The following is a 22,190-nucleotide window of genomic DNA, read 5'->3' as shown; positions in this document are numbered from 1 at the left end:
TTGGAGAGAACGCTCCCGCAAACTGCCTCTTGACAACTTATAGGAGCGTCGGTTTTGTTGCGGTGCGTATTTTCGGTCAAGCTTTTCGTCAAGTGTTTGGTCAGCATCTGGTTTGCAGCCGGAGGCCTATTTTGCCCGCGCTGGTCGTGGCCGACCACCCTCCTCGTAAGCTCAAATTGAGGTCTATCAGTTTGAGGAGGATGCCATGGCTGACCACGCTTTAGACCGAGCGCAGCTAGCCGAAGCCGTCGGCAACGATATTGCCGACATAGCCCATTTTTGGATGCTGCGGAAGTTCCAGTTTTTGGAGCCGGCGCGCGAACAGTTCGAGATCATTGTCGACCCGTGGCTCAGCTATTGCACCGAGCCTTCGCAAAACGAAATCATGGCCTACAACATGGCGTTTACCGATTGGCTGCTCTTCGAGCGCTCCTATCGCCATGGCAAGACGCTGCTCGAGCTGTATGTTGACGAGCCGCCGGCATCGCTTTCGCCTGCCTCGCTCAAGCGGCTCGAGCAGGTACGCGACACGCAGTATTTCTCGCGCTTTGGCATTTTGGACAAGGATCCTGCGAACGGCATAGTTGCGCTGAAGGATACGCGCACCGACCGTCGCTTTGATGTCTACGACCCGCATATCGTGCAAAAGGAGCATTGGAGCGACGGCGCGATTGCGGTGCGCCTCGCTTGCGTCGACGATGTCTGGCTGACGGCGGGACAGCTCTATCTGTACGACATCGCGCGCCTGAGTGACACGGCAGTCGATGGGCCGGGTGCGGTGCATCCGGAGGACCTGCAGGATGGCTTTGACACCTCGTGCATCAGCTTCTTTTTGCGCCTGGTCCGCGACATCATGGGCGCCCAGGGGCGCTACGTAAAGTCCCTCAACATCTACGAACAAGAATGGGAGTAGGGGATGTGACTGGTGTCGCCCTACAGCCCTGACTTTGTCTCAATCTGTAACGTTTAGCGGCTGTTTGAGCCCGTAACTGTTACAGATTGAGACGGAAGGTTGGCGGCTGTCGAAAGATCTTGTTCTGTAACAACTAGAGGCTCAAAGACTGTCTTCCTGTTACAGATCAAGACATTTGTCAGCGGAGGCAACGGTGACGATGGTCCATTTGTCTGACGTGGTGGTGACGAAAGTGTCTAATACCGTTCTCAAACACAAACATGCGACTCGCAACACGTTGGCGCGGAATAGAATGCTCGCGCGGCTCACGGAGACGGCCAAGCAAGGTGCGCTGCTCGCAACGCATGACAATACCGAGCTCATGTGGCTGCGACGCCATGTTGGAACCGACGATATCGCGGAGCCCGAGCCGTACCTGTTCTGTTTTCAGCATGATTGGGATGCATTGACGCCGGCGGAGCGAGCGCTGAGGACTATCAAAGGGCTTGCGGAATTTCATCCCGATTGGGCGTTTTGGGGCTATGACGCGGCGCTTTTGTGGGGTCTGGAGGTGCCGAATGATCTGCTCGGGCCGCGCTTTCTTGTTAAGACGGGTTGTTCGGTGACGTTGAGCGGCGGGTGCAGGTTGTTGCGTCCGCAGATGGCGGGCGTGCTCGAGCGTGTTGATGGCGTGCGGGTGACGTCGTTTTGGCGCACGGTGGAGGATTGCTTACTGCGTGCGCCGTTCTCCTACGGGTTGGCGATTGCCGATTCTGCACTGCGGGCGAAAGGCGTATCACGTTGGGATTTGTGCGAGCGCCTCCGCGCCGATTGCGAGGGCAGGCGAGGGTATCGCAGGGCACAGGTGATTGCGTCGTATGCGGACGGGCTGTCCGAAAACGGCGGCGAGTCTCGGTTCCGAGCGTTCTTTATTGCGTACGGCTTTCCAGTTCCGGAGCTGCAGGTGGAGTTTCGCGACCCGCTCGATTCGAGCCAGGTGTTTCGCGTCGACTATTTTTGGCGGCTCGAGAACGGGACGTGTGTCATCGGCGAGCTCGACGGGAAGGGAAAGTATACCCTGCAGGATGGTGGGGATCGGGGGTCGGTCGACCCATTCGTAGCAGAACGTCAGCGAGAGTCTCATCTGACGATGCTCGGGCACAAGGTGCTTCGGTTTACGTTTGATGAACTCAAGAACCCGGGGAAGCTGGCTGAAAAGATGAGACTGGCGGGAATTCAACAGCGGGCCGATCTGGCTGAGGAATGGAGACGCCAGTGGTATGGGCGCTGAGAGGTTTTGTCTCGATCTGTAACGTTTAGAAGTTGTTTGAGTTCGTAATTGTTACAGATCGAGACAAACCGGTGAAACGTCGACCGAATGTCTTGATCTGTAACATCAAGGGGCCCAATAACCCTGTACCTGTTACAGATCGAGACATTCCCCTGATGTTGCTGGGGTGGGGCTGCAACGTATTCCGTCCCCCCACATCCCCTCTTCCCTCCGTTAACCGATATGCTCGACTTTAGGTCGCTGCATTAGGTGATAATGGACAAATGTTCATGTTAATCGTGAGGGAGGAGCTCGATATGGCGTCTGCCGATCGTCCCACGTTGTTTATCAATGCGACCGTCTTGGATGGCTCGGAGCATATGGAGCCGCAGCCCGATATGGCCGTGGCCGTTGAGCGCGGTGTCATCACATGGATGGGGCCGAGTGCTGTGGCGCAGGCGCCGGCGGGCGCCGAGGTCATCGACCTGGCAGGGGCGTATCTCATGCCGGGCCTCATCAATATGCATGTGCATCTGTGCGGTTCGGGCAAACCGGTTTCGGCGGGCGATGCGGGCGCGCTGATGAAGAAGCTCGATAATCCCGTGGGGCGCGCCATCGTGCGCCATATCCTCAAGGGCAGCGCTCAGCAGCAGCTGGCAAGCGGCGTGACCACGGTGCGCGGCGCGGGCGACCCGCTGTTTGCCGATCTGGCCGTGCGCGATGCTATCGATGCCGGCAAGTATCAAGGTCCTCGCCTGGTGGCGCCGGGAACGGGCGTCACGGTGCCGGGCGGCCATGGTGCGGGACTGTTCGCCCAGGTGGCCAACAGTCCCGCCGAGGCAGCCGAACAGGTGCGCGACCTGTATGCGCGCGGTGCCGACGTCATTAAGCTGTTCGTGACGGGCGGCGTGTTCGATGCGACCGAGGTGGGCGAGCCGGGCGTGCTGCGTATGCCGGTGGAGGTTGCCGCGGCGGCATGCAAGGCGGCGCACGATATGGGCCTTCCGGTTATGGCCCATGTCGAGAGTACCGAGGGCGTGAAGGCCGCGCTTGAGGCCGGCGTTGACACGATTGAGCACGGCGCTCCGTTGACACCCGAAATCTTGGAGCTGTATCGTGGCGCCGCGGGCACACAGCTCGAGGGGCGTGCGCCGAGTGTGACCTGCACTATCAGCCCGGCGCTGCCGTTTGTATTGCTCGACCCGAAAAAGACCCATTCTACCGATACGCAAAAGAAGAACGGCGACATCGTGTGCTCGGGCATCATCGAGAGCGCCCGTGCCGCACTGGAAGCTGGCGTTAAGGTGGGCCTTGGCACGGACTCGAGCTGCCCGTTCGTGACGCAGTACGACATGTGGCGTGAGGTGGCCTATTTTGCCAAGTATGTCGGCGTGGGCAACGCCTTCGCGCTGCATACGGCCACGCAGGTCAATGCCGAGCTACTGGGGTTGGGCGGCGAGACCGGCACAATCGAGTGCGGCAAGGCCGCCGATATCCTGGTGACGCGCAAGAATCCGCTCGATGACCTGTGCGCACTGTGTGAGCCGACGCACGTGATGTGTCGCGGTGATCTGGTGCGCAAGCTCAAGGTGAAGCGTATTCCCGAGGTGGACGCCGAGCTCGACGCGATTATGGCCATGCCTGCCGAGGCGTTGGCCGAGGAGCTTGCCCGCGATGGCGTGGCGTAAGCGCGCGATATGGCGATGCGACAAAGGGACAATCCTTTTGTCATAATCAGAAAAAGCCGAGGTCCCAGTGCGAGGCCTCGGCTTTTATTTGTCCCATGGTATGGCGGCTATGAGCGCGTCTCCATCTTGGCATGGCACTTGGGGCAGGTGACGCGGATCTTGCCTTTGCCCTTGGGAACGGAGAGCATCTGGCCGCAGTTGGGGCACTTGAGATAGGCCGTGGTCTTGCGGCCCTTCCACATCTTCTTGGCTGTGCGCTTGGCACGTTCAAAGTCTTCCTTGCTAGTACCGGCTGCGCGCGAGGCGTTGGCCGCTGCAGCTCCGCCGCCCAAGCTAGCTACAAACTTGCCCAAGCCGGGTACGTTTGCAGTCGCGGCGACAAAGGCCTCGTTCTCCTTGTGACGTGCGTCGATATTTTTGGACAGGCCGCGCAGCACGCCAATCACGATTACGGCGATGGCAATCCAGCTGAGCCACTGGATGCGGGCTATCGATCCGATCATCGCGATGACGATGCCGGCAAAACCCATCACGATGGTGAGTTCATCGGCACCATTGCGACCCTTCATAAAGTCATTCATGCAAATTGCCTTTCGTTCGATATGCTGCACGCCTTTATACCCGATTTAGAGCAAGGGGGACAGGTTAATCTGCACCAATGTGGTGCAAACATACCTGTCCCCGGAATACCAAAACGGTGCAAAAGAAGTCTGTCCCCAATGCCCCAATTACTTGGAGAGCTTGTCGACGACGCGTTCGATTTCGGCGAGCTTGGCGGCTTTGAGGTCTTCGTCGCCCGATTCGATTGCCGAAGTCACGCAGCCCTCGATATGCGCCTTGAGCACGTCGGCGTTAATGCGCGCGAGGAGCGCCTGTGTTGCCATGAGCTGCGTGGAGATGTCGACGCAGTAACGGTCCTCCTCGACCATTCGCAGGATGCCGTCGATCTGTCCGCGTGCCGTCTTGAGCATACGGGTCACCGATTTATGGTCTGCCATCATGGCGGGTCCTCGTTTCTGGTCGGGGGAGGGGTGCGTTCAGGTCGCTACGCGGCGGTCACAGACAGGGCGTGGAATTTCTCGCCCGCGGCCTCGACAGCGGCGGCGAGTTGCTCGGCGGTTACGGTGTCGGCGCACTCAACCTGGACGGTCTGGGTCTCGTGATCGGCGTCGGCGTCGGTCACGCCGGCCACGTTGAGCAGCGCCGTCTCGACGGTGGCATCGCAGTGGCCGCACATAAGGCCGGAAGTCTTGATTGTGAAACGCATGGATATTCCTCTCTGTTGTGTCGGCTTTCCCAGGCACCCGACCTTGACCTTCAAACCGTCGCTCGCGTACCAAAGTACGCGTCGCTCCTCTTTCAGGTCAATCTCGGGTACCTGGAAAACCCGTTCTAAATGAACGTAATAGTGATCCTATTTTGCCACTTTAGGCATAAAGGATTTTAAGCGCAGGGCATTGGACACGACGCAGACGCTCGACAGGCTCATCGCCGCGGCGCCAAACATCGGCGAGAGCTGCCACCCGGTGAGCGGGAAGAACACGCCCGCCGCCAGCGGAATGCCGATGCCGTTGTAGAACAGCGCCCAGAACAGGTCCTGCTTGATGTTGCGGATCGTGGCGCGCGAAAGCTCGATGGCGCGGGCGACGTCCATGAGGTCGCTGCGCATGAGTACCACGTCGGCGCCCTCCTTGGCGATGTCTGCGCCGGTGCCGATGGCAAGGCCCACGTCGGCGCGCGCCAGGGCGGGGGAGTCGTTGATGCCGTCGCCCACCATGGCAACCATGCTGCCCGCATCCTGCAGCTCGCGCACGTGGCGTTCCTTGTCGGCGGGGAGGACGTCGGCGATGACCTGCTTGCTGTTCAGTCCCACGCGGTGGGCGATGGCCTCGGCCGTCACGCGGTTGTCGCCGGTGAGCATGCGCACGTCGACGCCAAGCGAGCGCAGTGCGGCGATGGCCCCGGCGCTCGTCTCCTTGACCTCGTCAGCCACGGCAATGGTGCCGGCAAGCTCGCCGTTCTTGGCAAAGAACAGCGGCGTCTTGCCCTCGGCGGCAAATTGTTCGGCAAGACCCGCGGGCACGGTAACGCCCAGCTCGTCCATCAGGCGTACGTTGCCGGCTGCAATGGCGTTTTGCCCCTCGCGCGCCGTAACGCCTCGTCCGGGCACGGCGGCAAAGTCCTCGACCATGCGCGCGACGATCCCGCGTGTCTCGCACTCGGCCATAATCGCCTCGGCCAGCGGGTGCTCGCTTGAGCGTTCCAGCGCGGCGGCCAACTTGAGCAGCGCCTTTTCGCTCATGGCGGGCGAGCCGTCAGCGCGCGTGGCTACCACGATATCGGTCACGGCAGGCTTGCCGCGGGTGACCGTGCCCGTCTTATCGAGCACCACGGTGCCCACGCTGCGCAGGTTCTCCAGCGCCTCGGCGCTCTTAAAGAGAATGCCCATCTCGGCGCCCTTGCCGGTGCCGACCATAATGGCGACGGGCGTGGCCAGGCCCAGCGCGCACGGGCAGCTGATCACCAGCACGGCGACGGCGGAGGTAAGCGCTTCGTTGACGCTTCCGGTCAGCACCATCCACGCCACAAAGGTCACGGCCGAGATCGCGAATACTACGGGCACGAACACGCCGGCGACCTTGTCGGCCATGCGGGCGATGGGCGCCTTGGTGGCGTTGGCGTCCTCGACGAGCTGGATAATCTTGGCGAGCGACGTGTCGGCGCCCACACGCGTGGCGCGGAAGGTAAACGAGCCCGTGCGGTTGACCGTGGCCGCATTGACAGTGTCGCCGGCGGTCTTCTCCACGGGGATGGACTCGCCGGTCAGTGCACTTTCGTCCACGGCCGAGCTGCCCTCGAGCACCACGCCATCGACAGGGATGGACTCGCCGGGGCGCACGCGCAGGACTTGGCCGGGAAGGATGGCGTCGACATCGACGGTGGTCTCGCTGCCGTCCTCTGCCACGACGGTCGCAGTCTTGGGCGCCAGGTCGATCAGCGCCTCGATGGCGCCGCCGGTTTTGGACTTGCTGCGCGTTTCGAGGTATTTGCCTACGGTGACGAGCGACAGGATGGTGCCGGCGCTCTCAAAATACAGATTGTCCATGCTCGTCATCATGGCCTCGTGGATCTGACCCGCGGCTAGCTGGTCGGCCATGATGAACATGGCGTAGAGCGACCAGGCGATGGAGGCGGTGGCGCCCACGGCAATAAGGGCGTCCATGGTGGGCGCGCCGTGCGCGAGTGATTTAAACCCGTTGATAAAGTAAGCGTCGTTGACGTAGACGATGGGAATGAGCAGGACGAGCTCGGTGAGCGCGAGCGTCATGCTGTGGGTGTGGTCGGTGAAGATGCCGGGTAGCGGCCAGCCGAGCATGTGCCCCATGCCTATGTAGAACAGTGGGATGAGGAATACGATCGAGACGATGAGGCGGGTGCGCATGGCAGAGGCGGCGGCCTCCAACTTTTTGGTCGGCGACTCCATATGGGCGGCGCCGGACCTGGCTTGCGCACTGCCGCTTTGGGCGGTGTCGGTGCCCGTGTTGACGGGCGAGGCCGAGTAGCCAGCGCGATCGACAGCGGTGCAGATGTCGTCGGGGGTGACCAGCGCGGGGTCGTAGTCCACCAGCATAGAGCCGGCGAGCAGATTGACCGCGACGCTCTCGACGCCGTCGAGCTTGCTGACGGCACGGTCCACGTGCGCTTGGCACGCGGCGCACGTCATGCCGCCCACGTCAAACTTATCTTGAGCCATGGCTTCTCCTTTCTGTGGTTCGGTGTTGAAAGTGTTAACCTGCCGATACTATACACCCATACCCCCTGGGGGTGTCTAGTAATAGTTGGAATGTATGACTTTTCATTACAGATGAGGGTTGCTGCTCAATCGGCGGCCGTCTTTGCCAAACATCTTAATCTGTAACGTCTGGACCGGTTTTTGAACCATAGCTGTTACAGATTTAGACAAACATTTCAGCCGAAAACTAACGTCTCGATCTGTAACATTTAGACCGGTTTTTGGGTTCTAACAGTTACAAATCGAGACAATTGCCGGGGAGGGGTCCCGTCATGGCAAGACGCCCGCCGCCTAGATACAGAATCCGGGGATCACGCAGGTTCGTTTGTTTGGCTTGTCCGCGGGGGTGGCGTACATAAAGACGTCGCCGTCGTGCCCCACGCGGTTCATATAGAGCGTGCCTTCGCTCTCCGATGTGTCGGGGCTCACCGTGCGCTCCCACCAACAGGTGTCCTTGCCTTTCCACTGGCGGACCATCGTCTCGTTCGTGGAATACGGGCTCACCTTGAGCTCGCGGAAGAGCTGATACTCCTTGCCCTCGCCGTTGTAGATGTCTGCCAGGTAGTGATAGTCCTCGGCAAACGAATCGGGCGGTTGCGTACCGCACAGCTCGACCATGGCGGGCAGCCAAAGGGTTGCGGGCAACTCGCTCAGGCACGATGCGCTGTTGGCGGCGCCCACATTGTTCGAGACCTTCTTGACCCCTTTAATGAGCGCGCGCAACTCGTTGGGCAGCAGCTTAAGGCCGTCGCCGTCGAGCCATTCCCGCAGCCCGCAATCTGCCCATCCGGCGCTCGGCGGTTCAGCCGCAGCGTTGCGCTCGGCAATACCCGCATCGAACATAAACGTCAGTCCGGCCTTGCCCGTCCCGTCCAGAAGCTCATCGTGGCGGATGCCCACAAGTTGCGCGCCAACCTGCAGCCCGTTGGTGAGCGTGACACGCTTGGTACACGGATAGGGGATATGCCCATCGGCATCGAGCAGATGAAAGCGCTTGGCAATCTCGCGTGCCTCGCTACGGGTCTCGGCGGCCTTAATCTTGAGCGAGATCTCCTGCAGCTGATCCCAGGTGTAGTCATCAAGTGAACCGCGGATGCCGTCCAGGTAGTCGGGGATGCCAAAGCCATGGGTTGCCGCCCCGATAACGCCGAGCCCCGCAACGGCTGCGACAACGCCACCGATAATAAAGCGGCGGCGGGTCATGGCATCGTGCCGGGCCTGCTCTAGAATCTCTCGCGCTCGCTCGCCGGCGACGTCGACCTTAAGGTGCGTACCGGAGTCGATGTCGATTGCGGCGTCACTGCCCGCGCCTTCGCGGCCCTCGGATTCGGCATCGGTGAGGTATGCCGAGAGCACCTCGAGCATCTGCTGCTCGGTGGGACGATCGCACTGCTCGACTGAGAGACCCTTCATGATGATTTTGACGAGCGCTTCATCGCCCTCGCAGCGCGGCTCGAGCGGTGCCGGCTTGGTCTTGGTCTTTACGAGATAGAACGAGCCGGTTGCAGCGGCGTCCGTCGACTCAAAGTCAAACGGTTTGCGACCGCTGTAGAGCTGGTACAGAATGCTCGAAAGCGCATAGACGTCGATTGCCGGCGAACGGCGAAGGGCCGCGATGCCTTCGATATCCTGCGTGAGCATCTCGGGCGCGGCGTATGCGGGCGTGGCAAAGCGCCAGATGTCGGCGCGCCGGGTGATCGTGTCGTCGCCGAGAGCCATGGTCGCGGAGCCCATGTCGATGAGGCAGGGGTCAAAGGAGCAATCGGCAATCTGCTGCTCGAGCGTTCGGCTGGTGGTGCGGAACATGATATTGGCAGGCGAAAGGTCGCGATGGATGACCGGATTCACGAGGCCTTGGGTCATCAAGAGCGCACGAAGCACGGCGTTTCCGACGGCGGCGACCATCTGGGTGGTCAGCCCGCCCGAGGCGTCGTGAGGAAGCAGGGGCAGCGCCTGCTTGAGTGAGGTGCCCTCGACCCACTCCATGAGGATGAGCGGGTCGTCCTCGCACGATCCGTAGCCATAGACGCGCGGAAATCCGCGCAGGTGCGAGACGGTACACAGATGACGGTACTTCTCGAACAGCGCAGCGGTGTTGGCCAGGTGCGCTGCCGATTGCTCGGCGGAGCGGTCGGGGGCTTGGCCAGAGAGAAAGGCGTTGTCCTTGAGTAGCTTGACGGCAAAGACCTCGCCGCTTGTGTTGGTCGCGCGAAGCACGTGCCCGATGTTGCCGTTGTTGCGGTGGGCCGTCTGGAGAATAAGCGTCATAAACCGACGCTTGGCGTCGTCCTCGGCACTGGGGTCGACCGCCACGGCGGTGTCGAACGTATCGAGACGGATGAGTTTGTCGCCATAGGCGCTATCGGTAGTATCCATGGCGTTCCTTTGTCTGGCATGGGTTGCCGCGCGTACACGTGAGCAGTGCGGATATCGGTAAAGTACCATGATAGCCGCACTGCTCACGTGTACCGCTGAGTATTGTCGTTTACGACGCAGAAGGTAGAAGACGAAAGACGGACGGCGACCGTCTTTCGATCGCCGTCCGCGCTAGTCCACAATGACAAGGAATGTCGTGTAGAGACCCAGATGGAGCCTGTCGCTGTTTTCGATTTCCACTGGGGGATAGATCTTGCCGGGCTCGCGTAGGTCGCGCGGCGGCTCGATTACGATATCGCCGTCGCCCGCGCCCGATTCGAGCACCGTGCCGTTGGTCGATCCAAGGCCCTGGGCGTACCAGTGCTCACCCTCAAGCCAAATGCGAAGATGCTCGTGCGATGCGTCGGCGCCCACATCGGTGATGCTGGGCGAGGTTTTGGGCAAAGAACCAATCACGGTGCCGCGCGGATCGCGTGTGAGGGGATGGATTTGCATGTCGGCGCAGTTGTCGGCATGGGTTCTGAGCAGACCGAGGTTGGGGGCGACGGTGCGCGGCTGTTCCAGGCTGTTCATAAAGCCACGTCCGACGGTAGTTTCGGTGGTGCCGAAGTGCCCGCCCGTCTTGCTGCTGCAAAAGCGCTCGACGGTGGCCACGCCCTGAACGGGATCGGCGAGCGCCCCCGTTGCCACAAAGAGCATAAGGTAAAGCGTGCTTTTCTCGCGCACGGCATTGCCGTCGAAGTTGTCGATGCGATTGAGGGCATTTGCATATAGGCGGCTGTCCAGCTTGTAGCTGGCGAGAGCCGACATCATTTCGTTGGCGGCCGGACCGCGATAGTGCTCGGCGATTGCCCGATAGGCGGCCTCGCCGCCGCCGAGCTTGCTGCAGATTGCCGAGGAAAGGTTGAGTGTGGTGACGGTAAAGTCGCTGTAGATGGAGGGTGCGCACTGGTCAGGCTTGCGATGGACGATGTAACGGGTGAGATACGAGCGGTTGGAAGAGCATTTCTCGAGCAGGGTACTGCCGAGATAAGAGTTTCCATTGATGAGCATTCGGGCGATCTCGAGATGTTTAAGACCGCCGAACGAGCGAATATCGTTATAGAGGACCGAGCAAGGCGTCTCTGCTGCCACGGATACCTCCTTTGATTGCTTCCTAGCCAATATGGCGATAGGAATTAATGGCCCCGGTGGGCGACGTATTAAATGGCTGCACAATAAATAGTGTAACCAAAGCAACATTATAGGCCACATGTTCGAAATTGCAGGAAGACTGAGAGATTTGGTTTGGACTGGACGGAAATCCCCCTCTGTCTTGATCTGTAACAATTAGGGCCGATTTTACTCGGTAACTGTTACAGATTGAGACGTTTGTGAACTGTGTCGACCGTTTGTCTCGATCCGTAACACGTAGAGGAAGATTTGCCCTGTAGATGTTACAGATTGAGACAATCAGCCAGCCCCGCCCCGTCCGCCTCGTCATCTGTGGTTTACGTGGGGGCATACGGAGTGCGGGTATACTAACCGGCGGCGAATCTGCTCCATCGCTTAGAGCTGCTGCGTCTGGACGGCGCGTGATAGGGCTGCCAAAGCGATCGCCAGCGTGCTGAGCAACGTCCTCTCTGTGCGCACCCGTTTTTGTATGTATTAGCGCACTACCAAGCACGCCAGCGCGGCCGCATGCCGTGCCCATAGCGCGTGCAGATAAGGAACAACAACATATGCGTAATTCTGTATCCGACGTCACCGACGCCGAGATTCTGGACGAGACCCGCGAGGCCATGACCCAGGCTGCCTTCGATGCCGCCGACGAGGCAAATGCTGCCCAGGCCGTCGAGTCCGCTACCGAGAGCCTGCCCGCCTTTGACGAGCTGGGGCTTTCCGACGAGATGCTTCGTGCTATCGAGAGCCTGGGCTACACGGCGCCGACGCCCGTGCAGGCCGGCTCGATCCCCGTGGTGCTCGAGGGCCGCGACCTGCTTGCCGCCGCCCAGACCGGCACCGGCAAGACGGCCGCCTTTTTGCTGCCGACCATGAACAATCTGGAGCACATCGCTCCGCCCAAGCCCGTGCGTGAGCGCGGCGGCCGCAACCGTCGTCGCGGCGCCAAGAAGCCCGAGGGCAACGGCCGTGGCCCCGTGATGCTCGTCATCACCCCCACGCGCGAGCTCGCCCAGCAGATCGACGAGGTCGCGAGCAAGATCGCCGACGTCACCGGCCATGTCGCCGTGACCGTCGTGGGTGGCGTGAGCTACAAGCCGCAGACCGCGGCACTCAAGTACGGCTGCGATATCCTGGTCGCCACGCCGGGCCGTCTGGTCGACCTGATCGAGCAGGGCGCCTGCCACCTGAACGAGGTCAAGGTGCTGGTGCTCGACGAGGCCGATCGCATGCTCGACATGGGCTTTTTGCCCGCCGTCCGCCGTATTGTGCGCGAGACGCCGGCCGAGCGCCAGACGCTGCTGTTCTCGGCGACGCTCGACGAGGAGGCCGTGGGCGAGATCACCGACCTGGTGAGCGACCCGGCCCGCGTGGAGATCGCGCCCGCCACGTCGACCGCCGACACCGTCGACCAGTTTGTGTTCCCGGTGTCCATCGAGGCCAAGAATAACCTGTTGCCCGAGTTTCTCAAGAAGGAGGGCCCGGAGCGCACCATTGTCTTTATGCGCACCAAGCACCGCGCCGACAGCTGCTGCCGTCGTCTGGAGCGCAAGGGCATCAAGGCCGCCGCGATTCACGGCAACCGCAGCCAGGCCCAGCGCGAGCGTGCCCTTTCGGCCTTCCGCGACGGCACCGTCGACGTGTTGGTGGCGACCGACGTGCTCGCCCGCGGCATCGACATCAGCGACGTGCGCTACGTCGTGAACTTTGACGTGCCGGCCGAGCCGACCGACTACATCCACCGTATTGGCCGTACGGGTCGTGCCGGCGAGCTGGGCTGGGCCATCACGTTTGTGACCGAGCAGGATGTCGATGAGTTCTACGAGATCGAGAAGCTCATGGACAAGACCGCCGACATCTACGAGGCCGGCGACCTGCATGTGGGCCCCAATCCGCCCGCGGTTGACCCCGAGCGCGATCCTGCGGCCTTTAAGGTGAAGAAGAAGACCAAGCGCGGCAAGTCCAAGAGCAAGAAGAAGCTTGAGCAGGCGCGTCGCGACGGCAAACGCAACGGCGATGACTACGGCGATGTGGCCGGTCGTTCCAACCGCGGTCGCGACGAGCGTCGCGGCGATGGCGAGCGTCCGAGCCGTCCCAAGCGCGGCGGCAAGACCCGCGTGCGCGAAGGCGTTCAGGCTCGCGTGGACGAGGCTGTTGAGAGCGTGGCCCGCGAGGTGGCTGCCGAGGAGCGCGGCGGTGCTGTCGAGCAGGCCCCGCGTGGCAACCGTGCCGAGCGTCGTGCCAAGCAGTTCCAGGGCGAGGCACATCGCCGCCGCCGCGAGGACGAGGATCGCGGTGGCCGTCGTCGTGTCGAGCGCGAGGACGAGGGCCGCGGTTCGCGCGGTGGCAAGCGCGGTTCGGGCGACCGCCGTCGTTCCGGTCGTGATGACGAGCGCGGCGGCCGTGACGAGCGTCGCGGCGGCGAGGGTCGCGGTGAGCGTACTGCCCGTGGCGGTGAGTCCCGTGGCGGCAAGCGCTTTGAAGAGCGCGGTAGCCGCGGCGGCGAGCGTCGCGAGGGTGCTCGCGGCAATGGCGGCCGCGGCGGCGCTGGTCGTTCTAACGAGTCGCGTGATCGTCGTGACCCGCGTGCCAGCCGCGATCGTCGCGATGACTGGCGCAACTACGACGATACCCGCGAAGAGCGTCGCGGCGGCTATCGTGGTGGTCGTGGCGGCAACCAGGCCGGCTCCCGTGGCGGCCGTGCCGGCGGTCGCGATAACCGTGGCAGCTACGGCAACAGCCGTGGCGGCAAGCGCGGTGGCAGCTCCCGTCGCCCCGGCGACGGCGGCGGCAAGCGCAAGTAACATACGCGTCTCGCGGTAAGGCGAGGCGACCAGAGGGCTCCGGGCATGTTTTTGCTCGGAGCCCTTTTGTCCCCCGGGGCGCGCCGTGCATTTTCGGGAGTTTTCAGCAAGCCGGGGTGGCTGCATACGCGCCGGAAGCGCCTATTTGATCTCGCGGGACCCCTCGACGGGTGATTCTGGACGAGCCCTTTACCGGTCTAGATGCCGCTGCGCGCGACGCATGCGCCGAGGTCGTGCTCGACTTGCCCGACGGCCGCATACTGTTGCTTGCCACGCACGATGCCGCTGACGCTCAGGCCCTCAATATCTCGGGCATCATCATGCTCTAAATACTTACTCAGCAACAATCAGCAACAAAATGATCCGTTTTCCTCCGTCCCCATGGGGTCGGGTGTGGTATTCTATCTGCGGGGTAATACTTAAGAATACCAAGTAATACCAACGCCGTAGAAACAAACTCCAGATGCGGGCCAATCGGGTTGCCTTCACAGCCCGTCGCCCAGCCGCGTGGCCCGCATCTATCCGCACCACCGCCGTTTCAAAAAGGAAGCGCCATGGCAGAACACATGACCCCGGTTGTCGCGAAGGTCTTGCCCGAGGAAAAGGCGGCCTTCGCGGCGGCAACCCAGCTCGTAGGCACCACGCCGTCCAACGCCATCCGCATGTTTATCGCCGCATTCAATCGTTGCGGCACCTTTCCGTTCGACATTTCGCCCAACGGGGCCTTTGGCGCTGCGCCCGATTCTCATCAATAAGTGATCCGTTTTCCTCCGTCCCCATGGGATCAGCTTTCTGCCGAGTTGTGGTAGAACTAGGGAACGGTTTTGAGGAGGTTGGCATGCTCAATGCGATGGTTTGGGCGCTTGCCTGTTTTGGTGTTGTCGCTGCCGATATAGCCCTGAGCGTGGTTCTGTTTTCTGTTCTCGATGCCGTGTCGGTGCTGACGGGCTATCCGATCGACAATCTCGATATCCAATGGTTCCAGGCTGCCGCTCAGACGGCGTCGTTTTTGATGGCGCTGCTATGGTGGCGTTATCTGTGGCCGCGCTCCTTCATGGCGCGCTGGCAGGGCGAGCGCCCGCTTGGCGGGGGAGCGCGTGGGGCGTGGAAACGCATCGCCTGCGTTATCGTGATCGGTCTTGCCCTGCAGGTGGTCGTTGGCTACGTGACCGACGCTGTGCTGTCGCTGTTGCCTGATGCCGCGGCCGATTATAGCGAACTTGTCGAGGAGACGGGCATGGGCGACACGAGCTATCTGGCCGTCCTGACCACGGTGCTCGGCGCTCCGTTTTGTGAAGAGCTGCTGGTGCGCGGCATCATTTTTGAGTTTTCGCTCCGAGCGTTTAATCCGCAGTGCCGTCCGCTCTGGAAACGCCGGCGTCGCGCGCGGGCACAGGACGGCGCCATGGTGCCCTGGGCGGCTCCAAGCACGTGGGGTATCGCCGCGGCGACTGTGTTGCAGGCGGCGGTCTTTGGCTTTATGCATATGAACTGGGTGCAGGGCTGCTACGCCGGCGCCGCCGGTCTGGTCTTTGGCTGGGTGCTCGTGACCACTGGAAAGCTCCGCTACACGATCCTGCTGCACTTTGCCTTTAACGCCGGGTCGTACCTCATGGGTTTGCTGTGGTTTGTGAACACGCCGCTCGACGTGGTGGTCACGGTTGCCATCGCCGGCTTTGTACTGGTAGAGGCGATGCGGTCGCTCAAGTTGACGTGCCAGACGGATCGTCCCTACCAGCAAGCGTGATTCCCTTAAGGAAAACACGGTTAGGTGCGTCTGAGCGTGTTCCCCCTAGGGAAAACACACCTGGGCCGATGAGGGGGTGCCGGCTGGCCAAGAGACGCCGGCTGGCCCTCGCCACGCTAGTTGCGCCTGCCGCCGCCGTTGGCGCCCTGACGCCCCTGGGCCGCGCGGTTGCGGCCTGCGGTGTTCTGCGCACGCGACATGCCGCCGTGGCCCTTGCTGCCTTTGGGTCCCTTGCCGGCGGCGCCACCGTGGGCCTTACCGCCCTTCTTGCCGGTGCCGTGTCCGCCGCCGGCAGACGTCTCGCCCGGGCGTGGCGGCACGGGGCGAATCAGGCAATGCTTGGTGTAGCCGATCAGGTCGCGGCGGCCAGCCTTTTCCAGCGCCTCGCGTACCAGCTTGTAGTTCTCGGGCTTGCGATACTGGATAAGCGCGCGTTGCATGGCCTTCTCGTGCGGGTCGCGCGCCACATAGATCGGCTCCATGGTGCGCGGGTCCACGCCGGTGTAGTACATGCACGTCGACATGGTGGACGGGGTGGGGTAGAAGTCCTGCACCTGTTCGGGCATGTAGCCCATGTCGCGCACGGCTTCGGCAAGGTCCACGGCTTCCTTCATGGTTGAACCGGGGTGGCTCGAGATCAGATACGGCACAACATACTGCTTGAGTCCATACTCGCGGTTCAGGCGCTCAAATTTGCGGCAGAACGCATCGTAGACGGCTCGGCTCGGCTTGCCCATCACGGACAGCACCGCGTCGCTCACGTGCTCGGGTGCCACGCGTAGCTGGCCCGAGACATGGTGCTCCAGCAGCTCGCGCAAAAACTCGTCCGAGGCATCGGCCATGGTGTAGTCAAAACGGATGCCGCTGCGGACAAAGACCTTCTTGACGCCCGGCAGCTGGCGCAGGTCGCGCAGCAGCTGCGTGTAGCCGCTCTCGTCGACCACCATGTTCTTGCACACGCTCGGCCACAGACAGCGCTTGTTCTTGCACACGCCGTGTTTGAGCTGCTTGTCGCAGGCCGGGCGGCTAAAGTTGGCCGTCGGTCCGCCCACGTCGTTGATGTAGCCCTTAAACTCGGGATCGCGCGTGAGTAGCTCGGCCTCGCGCATGATCGAGTCGTGGCTGCGCATCTGCAGCACGCGACCCTGGTGGAAGGTGAGGGCGCAAAACGAGCACTCGCCAAAGCACCCGCGGTTGGAGCTGATCGAAAACTTGATCTCGGCAAAGGCCGGCACGCCGCCCGCCGCATCGTAGTCGGGATGCCAATCACGTGCGTAGGGGAGCTCGGCCACCTCGTCCATCTCGTCGGTGGTGAGCGTCGCCGACGGCGGGTTCTGCACCACATAGATGCTGTTGGGGTAGGGCTCTACCAGGCGATGCCCGGTGATGGGGTCCATGTTTTGCTGCTGAACGTTAAAGCTGCGCGCGTAGTTGAGCTTGTCGGCGGCAAGGTCGTCCCAGCTGGGCAGCAGGTCGTAGTCGTAGACCTCGTCGAGCGAGCTGGTGCGGTAGACGGTGCCGTTGATATAGGTGATCTGATCGACGGGCAGTCCCGCGTCGAGCGCGTCGGCGATCTCGACAATCGCGTGCTCGCCCATGCCGTAGATGAGGATGTCGGCGCCCGAGTCGAGCAGCACCGAGCGCTTGAGTTTGTCCTGCCAGTAGTCGTAGTGGGCCAGGCGGCGCAGGCTTGCCTCGATGCCGCCGATGATGATGGGGGCATCCTTAAACGTCTGACGGATAAGGTTGCCGTAGACCGTGACGGCACGGTTGGGGCGGTGACCTTCCTCGCCGCCGGGCGTGTAGGCGTCGGTGTGGCGGCGGTGCTTGGTCACCGAATAGTGGTTGACCATGGAGTCCATGTTACCGGCACTGACGAGAAAGCCCAGGCGTGGCTCGCCGAGCACGGTGATGCTGGCGGGGTCGGTCCAGTCGGGCTGGCAGATGATGCCCACCTTGTAGCCGTGCGCGTCGAGGACGCGGCTGACGATGGCCATGCCAAAGCTGGGGTGGTCCACGTAGGCGTCGCCGCAGATGTAGACAAAGTCGCACTGGTCCCAGCCGCGCGCATCCATGTCGGCGCGGCTGACGGGGAGGAACTTATCGCGGCCCGGTCGCCAGGGGCGGGCGGGCGCAGCCGGGGTATGAGTGGCATGGCCGCCCTGGGCCTTGCTTCCACGCTTTTGCTGCTGGCCCTGTTTGCCCTGCTGACTGCGCTGGTTGTTCTGAGCGTGCTGAGGCTTTTTTGCCACGATTCCTCCCGTTGTTAGTATGCTGCACGTAATTGTAACCAGTCTTTTTGGGGCGGGGCTAAAAAGACTGGGGGAGTACATGAGCTGGTGAGTGAGAGCGTCGCTGAGCCAGTCGTTTGTTTCCAGACTGTGTATCTGCGCGTTGGAGAACCCGTCTCGCGCGCACGCCATGTTGTCAATGGGTTACAGTATGAACGGCGGCTATATTTCCGCCAACGCACGAGAGAGTCGTCAACAAGGAGGATGCACGACGATGCAGCGTGCCAAACAGATATCGGAGTCTATTGAGCTGGGCATCATCTTGGCGCTCGCCGGTGGCTTTATGGACGTGTATTCGTACATTGGGCGCGACCATGTTTTCGCCAACGCGCAGACGGGCAACATCTTGCTGGTGGGCGTGAGCATCTCGGAGGGCAACTGGGCGCTGGCGGGGCGCTATTTCTTCCCCGTGGTGTCGTTTGCCGTGGGCATTATGCTTGCCGACCTGGTGCACGAGCGGTTTGGCAGCGTGATCCACTGGCGTCAGGTGACGGTGTTCTTTGAAGCCGTCATCTTGCTGGGCGTGAGCTTTATCCCCGGTGGCGGTTACAACCTGCTCGCCAACTGCCTTACCTCGTTTGCCTGCGGCATGCAGGTCGAGAGCTTCCGCAAGATCCACGGTCACGGCATCGCTACGACCATGTGCATCGGCAACTTGCGCAACGCGCTGCAAAACGTGGACGATTACATCATCACCCACAGGCGCGGCTTTTTGGAAAACGGCCTGCTGTACTTTGGCGTGATCTTTACCTTTGTGTTTGGCGCCGTGTTGGGCAACTGGTGTATTGAGCGCATGGGCCTGCACGCCATCGTCGTGGCGAGCTTGCTGCTGTTTGTCGCGTTTGCCATCATGTTCATCGACCGCGAGCGCGACTTGCGCTTACGCTGGAAGGTTGCGGCCGAGGCTTGGAAAGAGGGCTGCCGAAAGTAACCGAATGCGGCAAAGGGGCTGTCCCTTTGCCAGATAGATCGATAATGGGGAGGGGACGGCCATCTCGGTCGCCCCCTTTTTTGAGTCTTAAGCCTAAGGTGCATGTTTGTAATGACAAGATTTGACGTCAGCAAAGCGTGCGTGCTTAAGGCTATAGAATAAAAATGTCATCTTTCTAGCTATAATTATTAGTTGAGGGGATGGACATATGCCAGAGCTTTTTATTCAAAATAAGACGACAGTAATCAAGTTGATGGCGCTCTGCATTTTATCTGCCCTGGTGGAGCTGTCTGTTGTTAAAGCTGAATCGTTGATAATAGACTATGGCCTGCTTCGCTCTAATTATCGTAACGTTTTATGCATTGGGTTAGGCCTGCTAGTATTGCTCTCAGTTGAGCTGGTGACAAACCTGTTCAGATCAAAATATGCGGAGCAATTGGCTTCCGATGGCGCTAACTGCTTCTATAGATTGCTTGCCCGCCATGCTTTAGAGCGGCCCTTAGTTTTAGCAAAAGACAGTGATTACCTGTTATCGCGCATTGAAGAGGCTGGGAACCTACAGCCGATGATTGGAATATTTACAACTGCGTTTCTTCCGTGCCTAGTGACGGGCTTGGTATCGTTTGTGGCACTATCTAATATCTCTTTGTTGCTTTTGATTCCTGTTTGTGTTTCGGCATTGTTTATTTCGCTTCTATATCCGTTCGCTCTTAGTAAGCTATCGACTAAGAGCGAAAAGGCATTGGAGGCCCAGGCGAGGGGTTCTGCTTATTTAGCCCAACTAATAAATTGTCGACTTTACATTCGTATTTCTCGTTCAATTAACTTGGAATTACTTCGCTATAAAAAGATGCTTAATGCCTGCAGGAACTCTCGAGTTGAGGAGAGTGTCTTTGCGAGATTGGCAACTGAAATAGTTGACGCTGGCAACATCATTACTGGCTTGCTTTCAGTTCTGCTGCTTATTTTCCTTGTGTCAAAGCGCGGACTGACGGTCGGGATTGCGGTGCAGAGCTATCAACTTGTACTTCTATGCTATTCTCCTTTTCCTCTTGTTTTGAATTGTTGGGCTCAGCTTCAGCCGTCGTTTAGATCGTTGCACCGTGTCTTGGAATTACGTCGTCTTTTGGAAGCTGAAAAACCTAATTTGATATGTTTCGATCACGCTGATCGAATTAGTTGGAAAGGAATCATTCTCTCGTTTTCGTCGAACGAAACTAATGAGAGGATAACAATTCCAGATTGCACGATACAGGCACCTTGTCTGGTTTTAGTAAGCGGCCCTAATGCATGTGGTAAATCTTCATTTCTGGAAGTATTGAACGGATTATTGTCGCCAGTTGCTGGCAGACTGTGTGTTAATGAGTCTACTGTCATTTTCGATGGTTCGACTTTAATCCAGCTACCCTGTGCAACTATGCCGCAAAGACATTTGATAATGGGGGGAACTTTCAGGAAGGCTCTTTACTATGGTCTTGTAGATATTGACTCTGAAAAACTCATCTATCTTTTGAAGGGTTTTAGCCTCGATAAATTATTTGAAGTAAATCCCATCATTGGAGCTAGGGGACACAATTTGTCTGGCGGAGAACTGGCTTCTCTATTACTTTGTAGGGCCTTTCTGAGCAGTTATTCTATTATTATTTTGGATGAGCCTTGCAACAATTTAGATAATGCTTCGATATCCTTTTTGAAGATGGTGGTTGCGCAGGAGATGAAAGAGCGAATCGTCATCATTGCGGATCATGGACATGGTTTCGAACAATTTGCAGACTATCTAATACAGTTTCAGGAGCCAGAAAAAACTATCTAGCTCCTGAACGTTGCTACGAACTGCTTTTTGCGATTTATTCGAGATGCTCTTCAATTCGAGCCCTCAGAAGGGCAATGGCTGTGGGTATTCCAATTGCGGCGGCCAATTCGGCTTTATCCAAAACCTGTATGCTAAAGCACGATTGTTTATCACATTGAAGGACGATAACTGAAGATAGCTTCACTTCCCGTTGACTGAATATGTCGTAATCTCCAAATAGGAAGTTACCTTTTATTGTGTAATTCGGTATGTTCGTTACGCACTTCATCTCAAGTCTGTTTAGGCCATAATCGAACACCGCAACTTCCTTGTGTTCGATGATGAGCGCAACCCTGGGCATGTTACTAAAACCACCGTCGACGACAGTAAAGAGTTTTTCATTTGCATCGTCATAAACGGTATATTTTAGACTCAATAGCTGTCCTAGTGGACCCGTGAACCCATGTCTTTTGATATTGAGGTTGTCTCCGGCTGGGTTGATGAGAGCTAGAGCATGCGGATAAGGGTTACCTTCAATTGAGATTCGATATTCGTTTGTAGCCGTCTTGCTCGATTTAGGACCAGTAGCCACCACGCGTCATCGCCTCGATCGAATTGGAACCGACTTCTGCTTCGTGCGGAGAATTGCGCAGTATGTTGCAGTACATGCAGCTGCAATAACCGCATGGGCAATTTCTAACAAAATGAATGACGCTATTTACTGCATGCATGTTAAATGGACGAATACTTCTCATGATCTGCCTCCCATTGTTCGATTGTTTCTGACTGTTCTATTACCTTCTTCACCTCCTCAACACTGTTGAACCCTAGGTTTTCAATCGACGAGTACTCAACGTAAACAGAAAACCTGCTTTCAAGATAAATAAGCAGTCGAACTAAATCTGATGAGGACAAGTTGAATGGCGGGTCGGTCAATTGCTGATTTCTTAGATTTTGGTCAAATTGAGTCAAATCCAAATCTCTAATATTGCTTATCGCTTTTTCGATTTCTGCGTAGATGGTTTCATCTTTACGATATGCTGTCATTTCAGCAACCCAATATCGAAATCAAACAACTCGTTCTCGATTGTTTTGCAGCATAGTAATGATTCTTCTGGATCTAAGCTGGCTGAGAAACAGGGCATTCCTCTTAGTCGAAGTTCTCTTGCTGCTTGAATTGCTTTATCGCTAGATGAATAGCTTATTTGAAATCTATGCGTCTCCAACCCTTCGGTGGCGTCAAGTACTTCGTTTGTAATTTCAAATTGAACTTTCTCTGCTTGCGTAAGCGTTTCAATTATGGGCATGAGCCCAAGCATTATGTCGTAGTCGGCTATCGTGTATGGGATATTGATAATGGCCAAGTCAGGGCAGAAAGCTCGACATGCAGGGTAGTGTCGAGAAAGTTGGTGTAGCGCCCGAACCGAAGCGAGTAGGCCCGGCGT

18 protein-coding genes are annotated in these 22,190 nt (G+C 59.1%); 9 read left to right on the top strand and 9 right to left on the bottom strand.

Translation table 11 applies throughout. The features are described 5' to 3' along the window. Window positions 1-205 precede the first annotated feature (205 nt). The 3 genes from PGW49_RS09460 to PGW49_RS09450 all read left to right on the top strand — a co-directional run bounded on the left by PGW49_RS09460 (window position 206) and on the right by PGW49_RS09450 (window position 3,850). A complete protein-coding gene (locus tag PGW49_RS09460) occupies window positions 206-913 on the top strand; it encodes a hypothetical protein (protein ID WP_270226341.1) in 708 nt (235 codons plus the stop codon). A 193-nt stretch (window positions 914-1,106) separates the two neighbouring features. After that, the gene (locus PGW49_RS09455) at window positions 1,107-2,183 is read left to right on the top strand and encodes a hypothetical protein (protein ID WP_138375207.1); all 1,077 of its coding nucleotides are present in this window, start codon (window positions 1,107-1,109) and stop codon (window positions 2,181-2,183) included. A gap of 269 nt (window positions 2,184-2,452) precedes the next feature. Continuing rightward, window positions 2,453-3,850, top strand: a complete 1,398-nt coding sequence (locus PGW49_RS09450; protein WP_270226340.1) for an amidohydrolase family protein — start codon at window positions 2,453-2,455, stop codon at window positions 3,848-3,850. Between the two features lie 107 nt (window positions 3,851-3,957). On the opposite strand, the gene PGW49_RS09445 is transcribed toward PGW49_RS09450, so the two are convergent. From PGW49_RS09445 to PGW49_RS09420, 6 genes are all read right to left on the bottom strand, one after another. After that, window positions 3,958-4,431 carry a hypothetical protein gene (locus PGW49_RS09445; RefSeq protein ID WP_055310332.1) on the bottom strand — a complete coding sequence of 158 codons (474 nt, stop codon included), beginning with the start codon at window positions 4,429-4,431 and terminating at the stop codon, window positions 3,958-3,960. Between the two features lie 147 nt (window positions 4,432-4,578). Further along, a complete protein-coding gene (locus PGW49_RS09440) occupies window positions 4,579-4,848 on the bottom strand; it encodes a metal-sensing transcriptional repressor (RefSeq protein WP_226812542.1) in 270 nt (89 codons plus the stop codon). A 47-nt stretch (window positions 4,849-4,895) separates the two neighbouring features. After that, the gene (locus tag PGW49_RS09435) at window positions 4,896-5,117 is read right to left on the bottom strand and encodes a heavy-metal-associated domain-containing protein (protein ID WP_161144806.1); all 222 of its coding nucleotides are present in this window, start codon (window positions 5,115-5,117) and stop codon (window positions 4,896-4,898) included. Window positions 5,118-5,264: 147 nt separating this feature from the next. Next, window positions 5,265-7,604 (bottom strand): heavy metal translocating P-type ATPase, encoded by a 2,340-nt coding sequence (locus tag PGW49_RS09430; protein WP_270226339.1) that lies wholly within the window; start codon window positions 7,602-7,604, stop codon window positions 5,265-5,267. A 330-nt stretch (window positions 7,605-7,934) separates the two neighbouring features. Then, window positions 7,935-10,019, bottom strand: coding sequence for a protein kinase domain-containing protein (locus tag PGW49_RS09425; protein WP_270226338.1), 2,085 nt, complete (start codon window positions 10,017-10,019; stop codon window positions 7,935-7,937). 171 nt (window positions 10,020-10,190) lie between these two features. Then, a complete protein-coding gene (locus PGW49_RS09420) occupies window positions 10,191-11,153 on the bottom strand; it encodes an FHA domain-containing protein (RefSeq protein ID WP_270226337.1) in 963 nt (320 codons plus the stop codon). Between the two features lie 587 nt (window positions 11,154-11,740). On the opposite strand from PGW49_RS09420, the gene PGW49_RS09415 reads away from it, so the two are divergent. The 4 genes from PGW49_RS09415 to PGW49_RS09400 all read left to right on the top strand — a co-directional run bounded on the left by PGW49_RS09415 (window position 11,741) and on the right by PGW49_RS09400 (window position 15,731). Then, complete coding sequence (locus PGW49_RS09415) at window positions 11,741-13,984, top strand: DEAD/DEAH box helicase (RefSeq protein ID WP_270226336.1); 2,244 nt, start codon at window positions 11,741-11,743, stop codon at window positions 13,982-13,984. A gap of 170 nt (window positions 13,985-14,154) precedes the next feature. Then, window positions 14,155-14,313 (top strand): ATP-binding cassette domain-containing protein, encoded by a 159-nt coding sequence (locus tag PGW49_RS09410; protein WP_270226334.1) that lies wholly within the window; start codon window positions 14,155-14,157, stop codon window positions 14,311-14,313. A 225-nt stretch (window positions 14,314-14,538) separates the two neighbouring features. After that, entirely contained in the window at window positions 14,539-14,739 is a 201-nt protein-coding gene (locus PGW49_RS09405; RefSeq protein ID WP_055310197.1) for a type II toxin-antitoxin system RelB/DinJ family antitoxin, read from the top strand. 83 nt (window positions 14,740-14,822) lie between these two features. Continuing rightward, window positions 14,823-15,731 carry a CPBP family intramembrane glutamic endopeptidase gene (locus PGW49_RS09400; protein ID WP_270226333.1) on the top strand — a complete coding sequence of 303 codons (909 nt, stop codon included), beginning with the start codon at window positions 14,823-14,825 and terminating at the stop codon, window positions 15,729-15,731. 116 nt (window positions 15,732-15,847) lie between these two features. Here the strand turns inward: PGW49_RS09400 and PGW49_RS09395 are convergent, their stop codons facing one another. After that, the gene (locus PGW49_RS09395) at window positions 15,848-17,983 is read right to left on the bottom strand and encodes a YgiQ family radical SAM protein (RefSeq protein ID WP_270226332.1); all 2,136 of its coding nucleotides are present in this window, start codon (window positions 17,981-17,983) and stop codon (window positions 15,848-15,850) included. Between the two features lie 253 nt (window positions 17,984-18,236). On the opposite strand from PGW49_RS09395, the gene PGW49_RS09390 reads away from it, so the two are divergent. Together PGW49_RS09390 and PGW49_RS09385 are read left to right on the top strand one after the other, a co-directional pair. Further along, complete coding sequence (locus tag PGW49_RS09390; protein WP_118377270.1) at window positions 18,237-18,953, top strand: YoaK family protein; 717 nt, start codon at window positions 18,237-18,239, stop codon at window positions 18,951-18,953. Window positions 18,954-19,161: 208 nt separating this feature from the next. Next, complete coding sequence (locus PGW49_RS09385; RefSeq protein ID WP_270226331.1) at window positions 19,162-20,766, top strand: ABC transporter ATP-binding protein/permease; 1,605 nt, start codon at window positions 19,162-19,164, stop codon at window positions 20,764-20,766. Window positions 20,767-20,800: 34 nt separating this feature from the next. Here PGW49_RS09385 and PGW49_RS09380 read toward each other — a convergent pair whose 3' ends face one another. Both PGW49_RS09380 and PGW49_RS09375 read right to left on the bottom strand, forming a co-directional pair. Beyond that, window positions 20,801-21,337, bottom strand: a complete 537-nt coding sequence (locus PGW49_RS09380; protein ID WP_195520744.1) for an LURP-one-related/scramblase family protein — start codon at window positions 21,335-21,337, stop codon at window positions 20,801-20,803. 451 nt (window positions 21,338-21,788) lie between these two features. Beyond that, on the bottom strand, window positions 21,789-22,190 hold a 402-nt coding region (locus PGW49_RS09375), incomplete at its 5' end, for a hypothetical protein (protein WP_270226330.1).

Source organism: Collinsella aerofaciens (assembly GCF_027679495.1).
GTDB lineage: Bacteria > Actinomycetota > Coriobacteriia > Coriobacteriales > Coriobacteriaceae > Collinsella > Collinsella aerofaciens_AK.
This window is presented reverse-complemented; position numbering and strand designations above follow the sequence as displayed.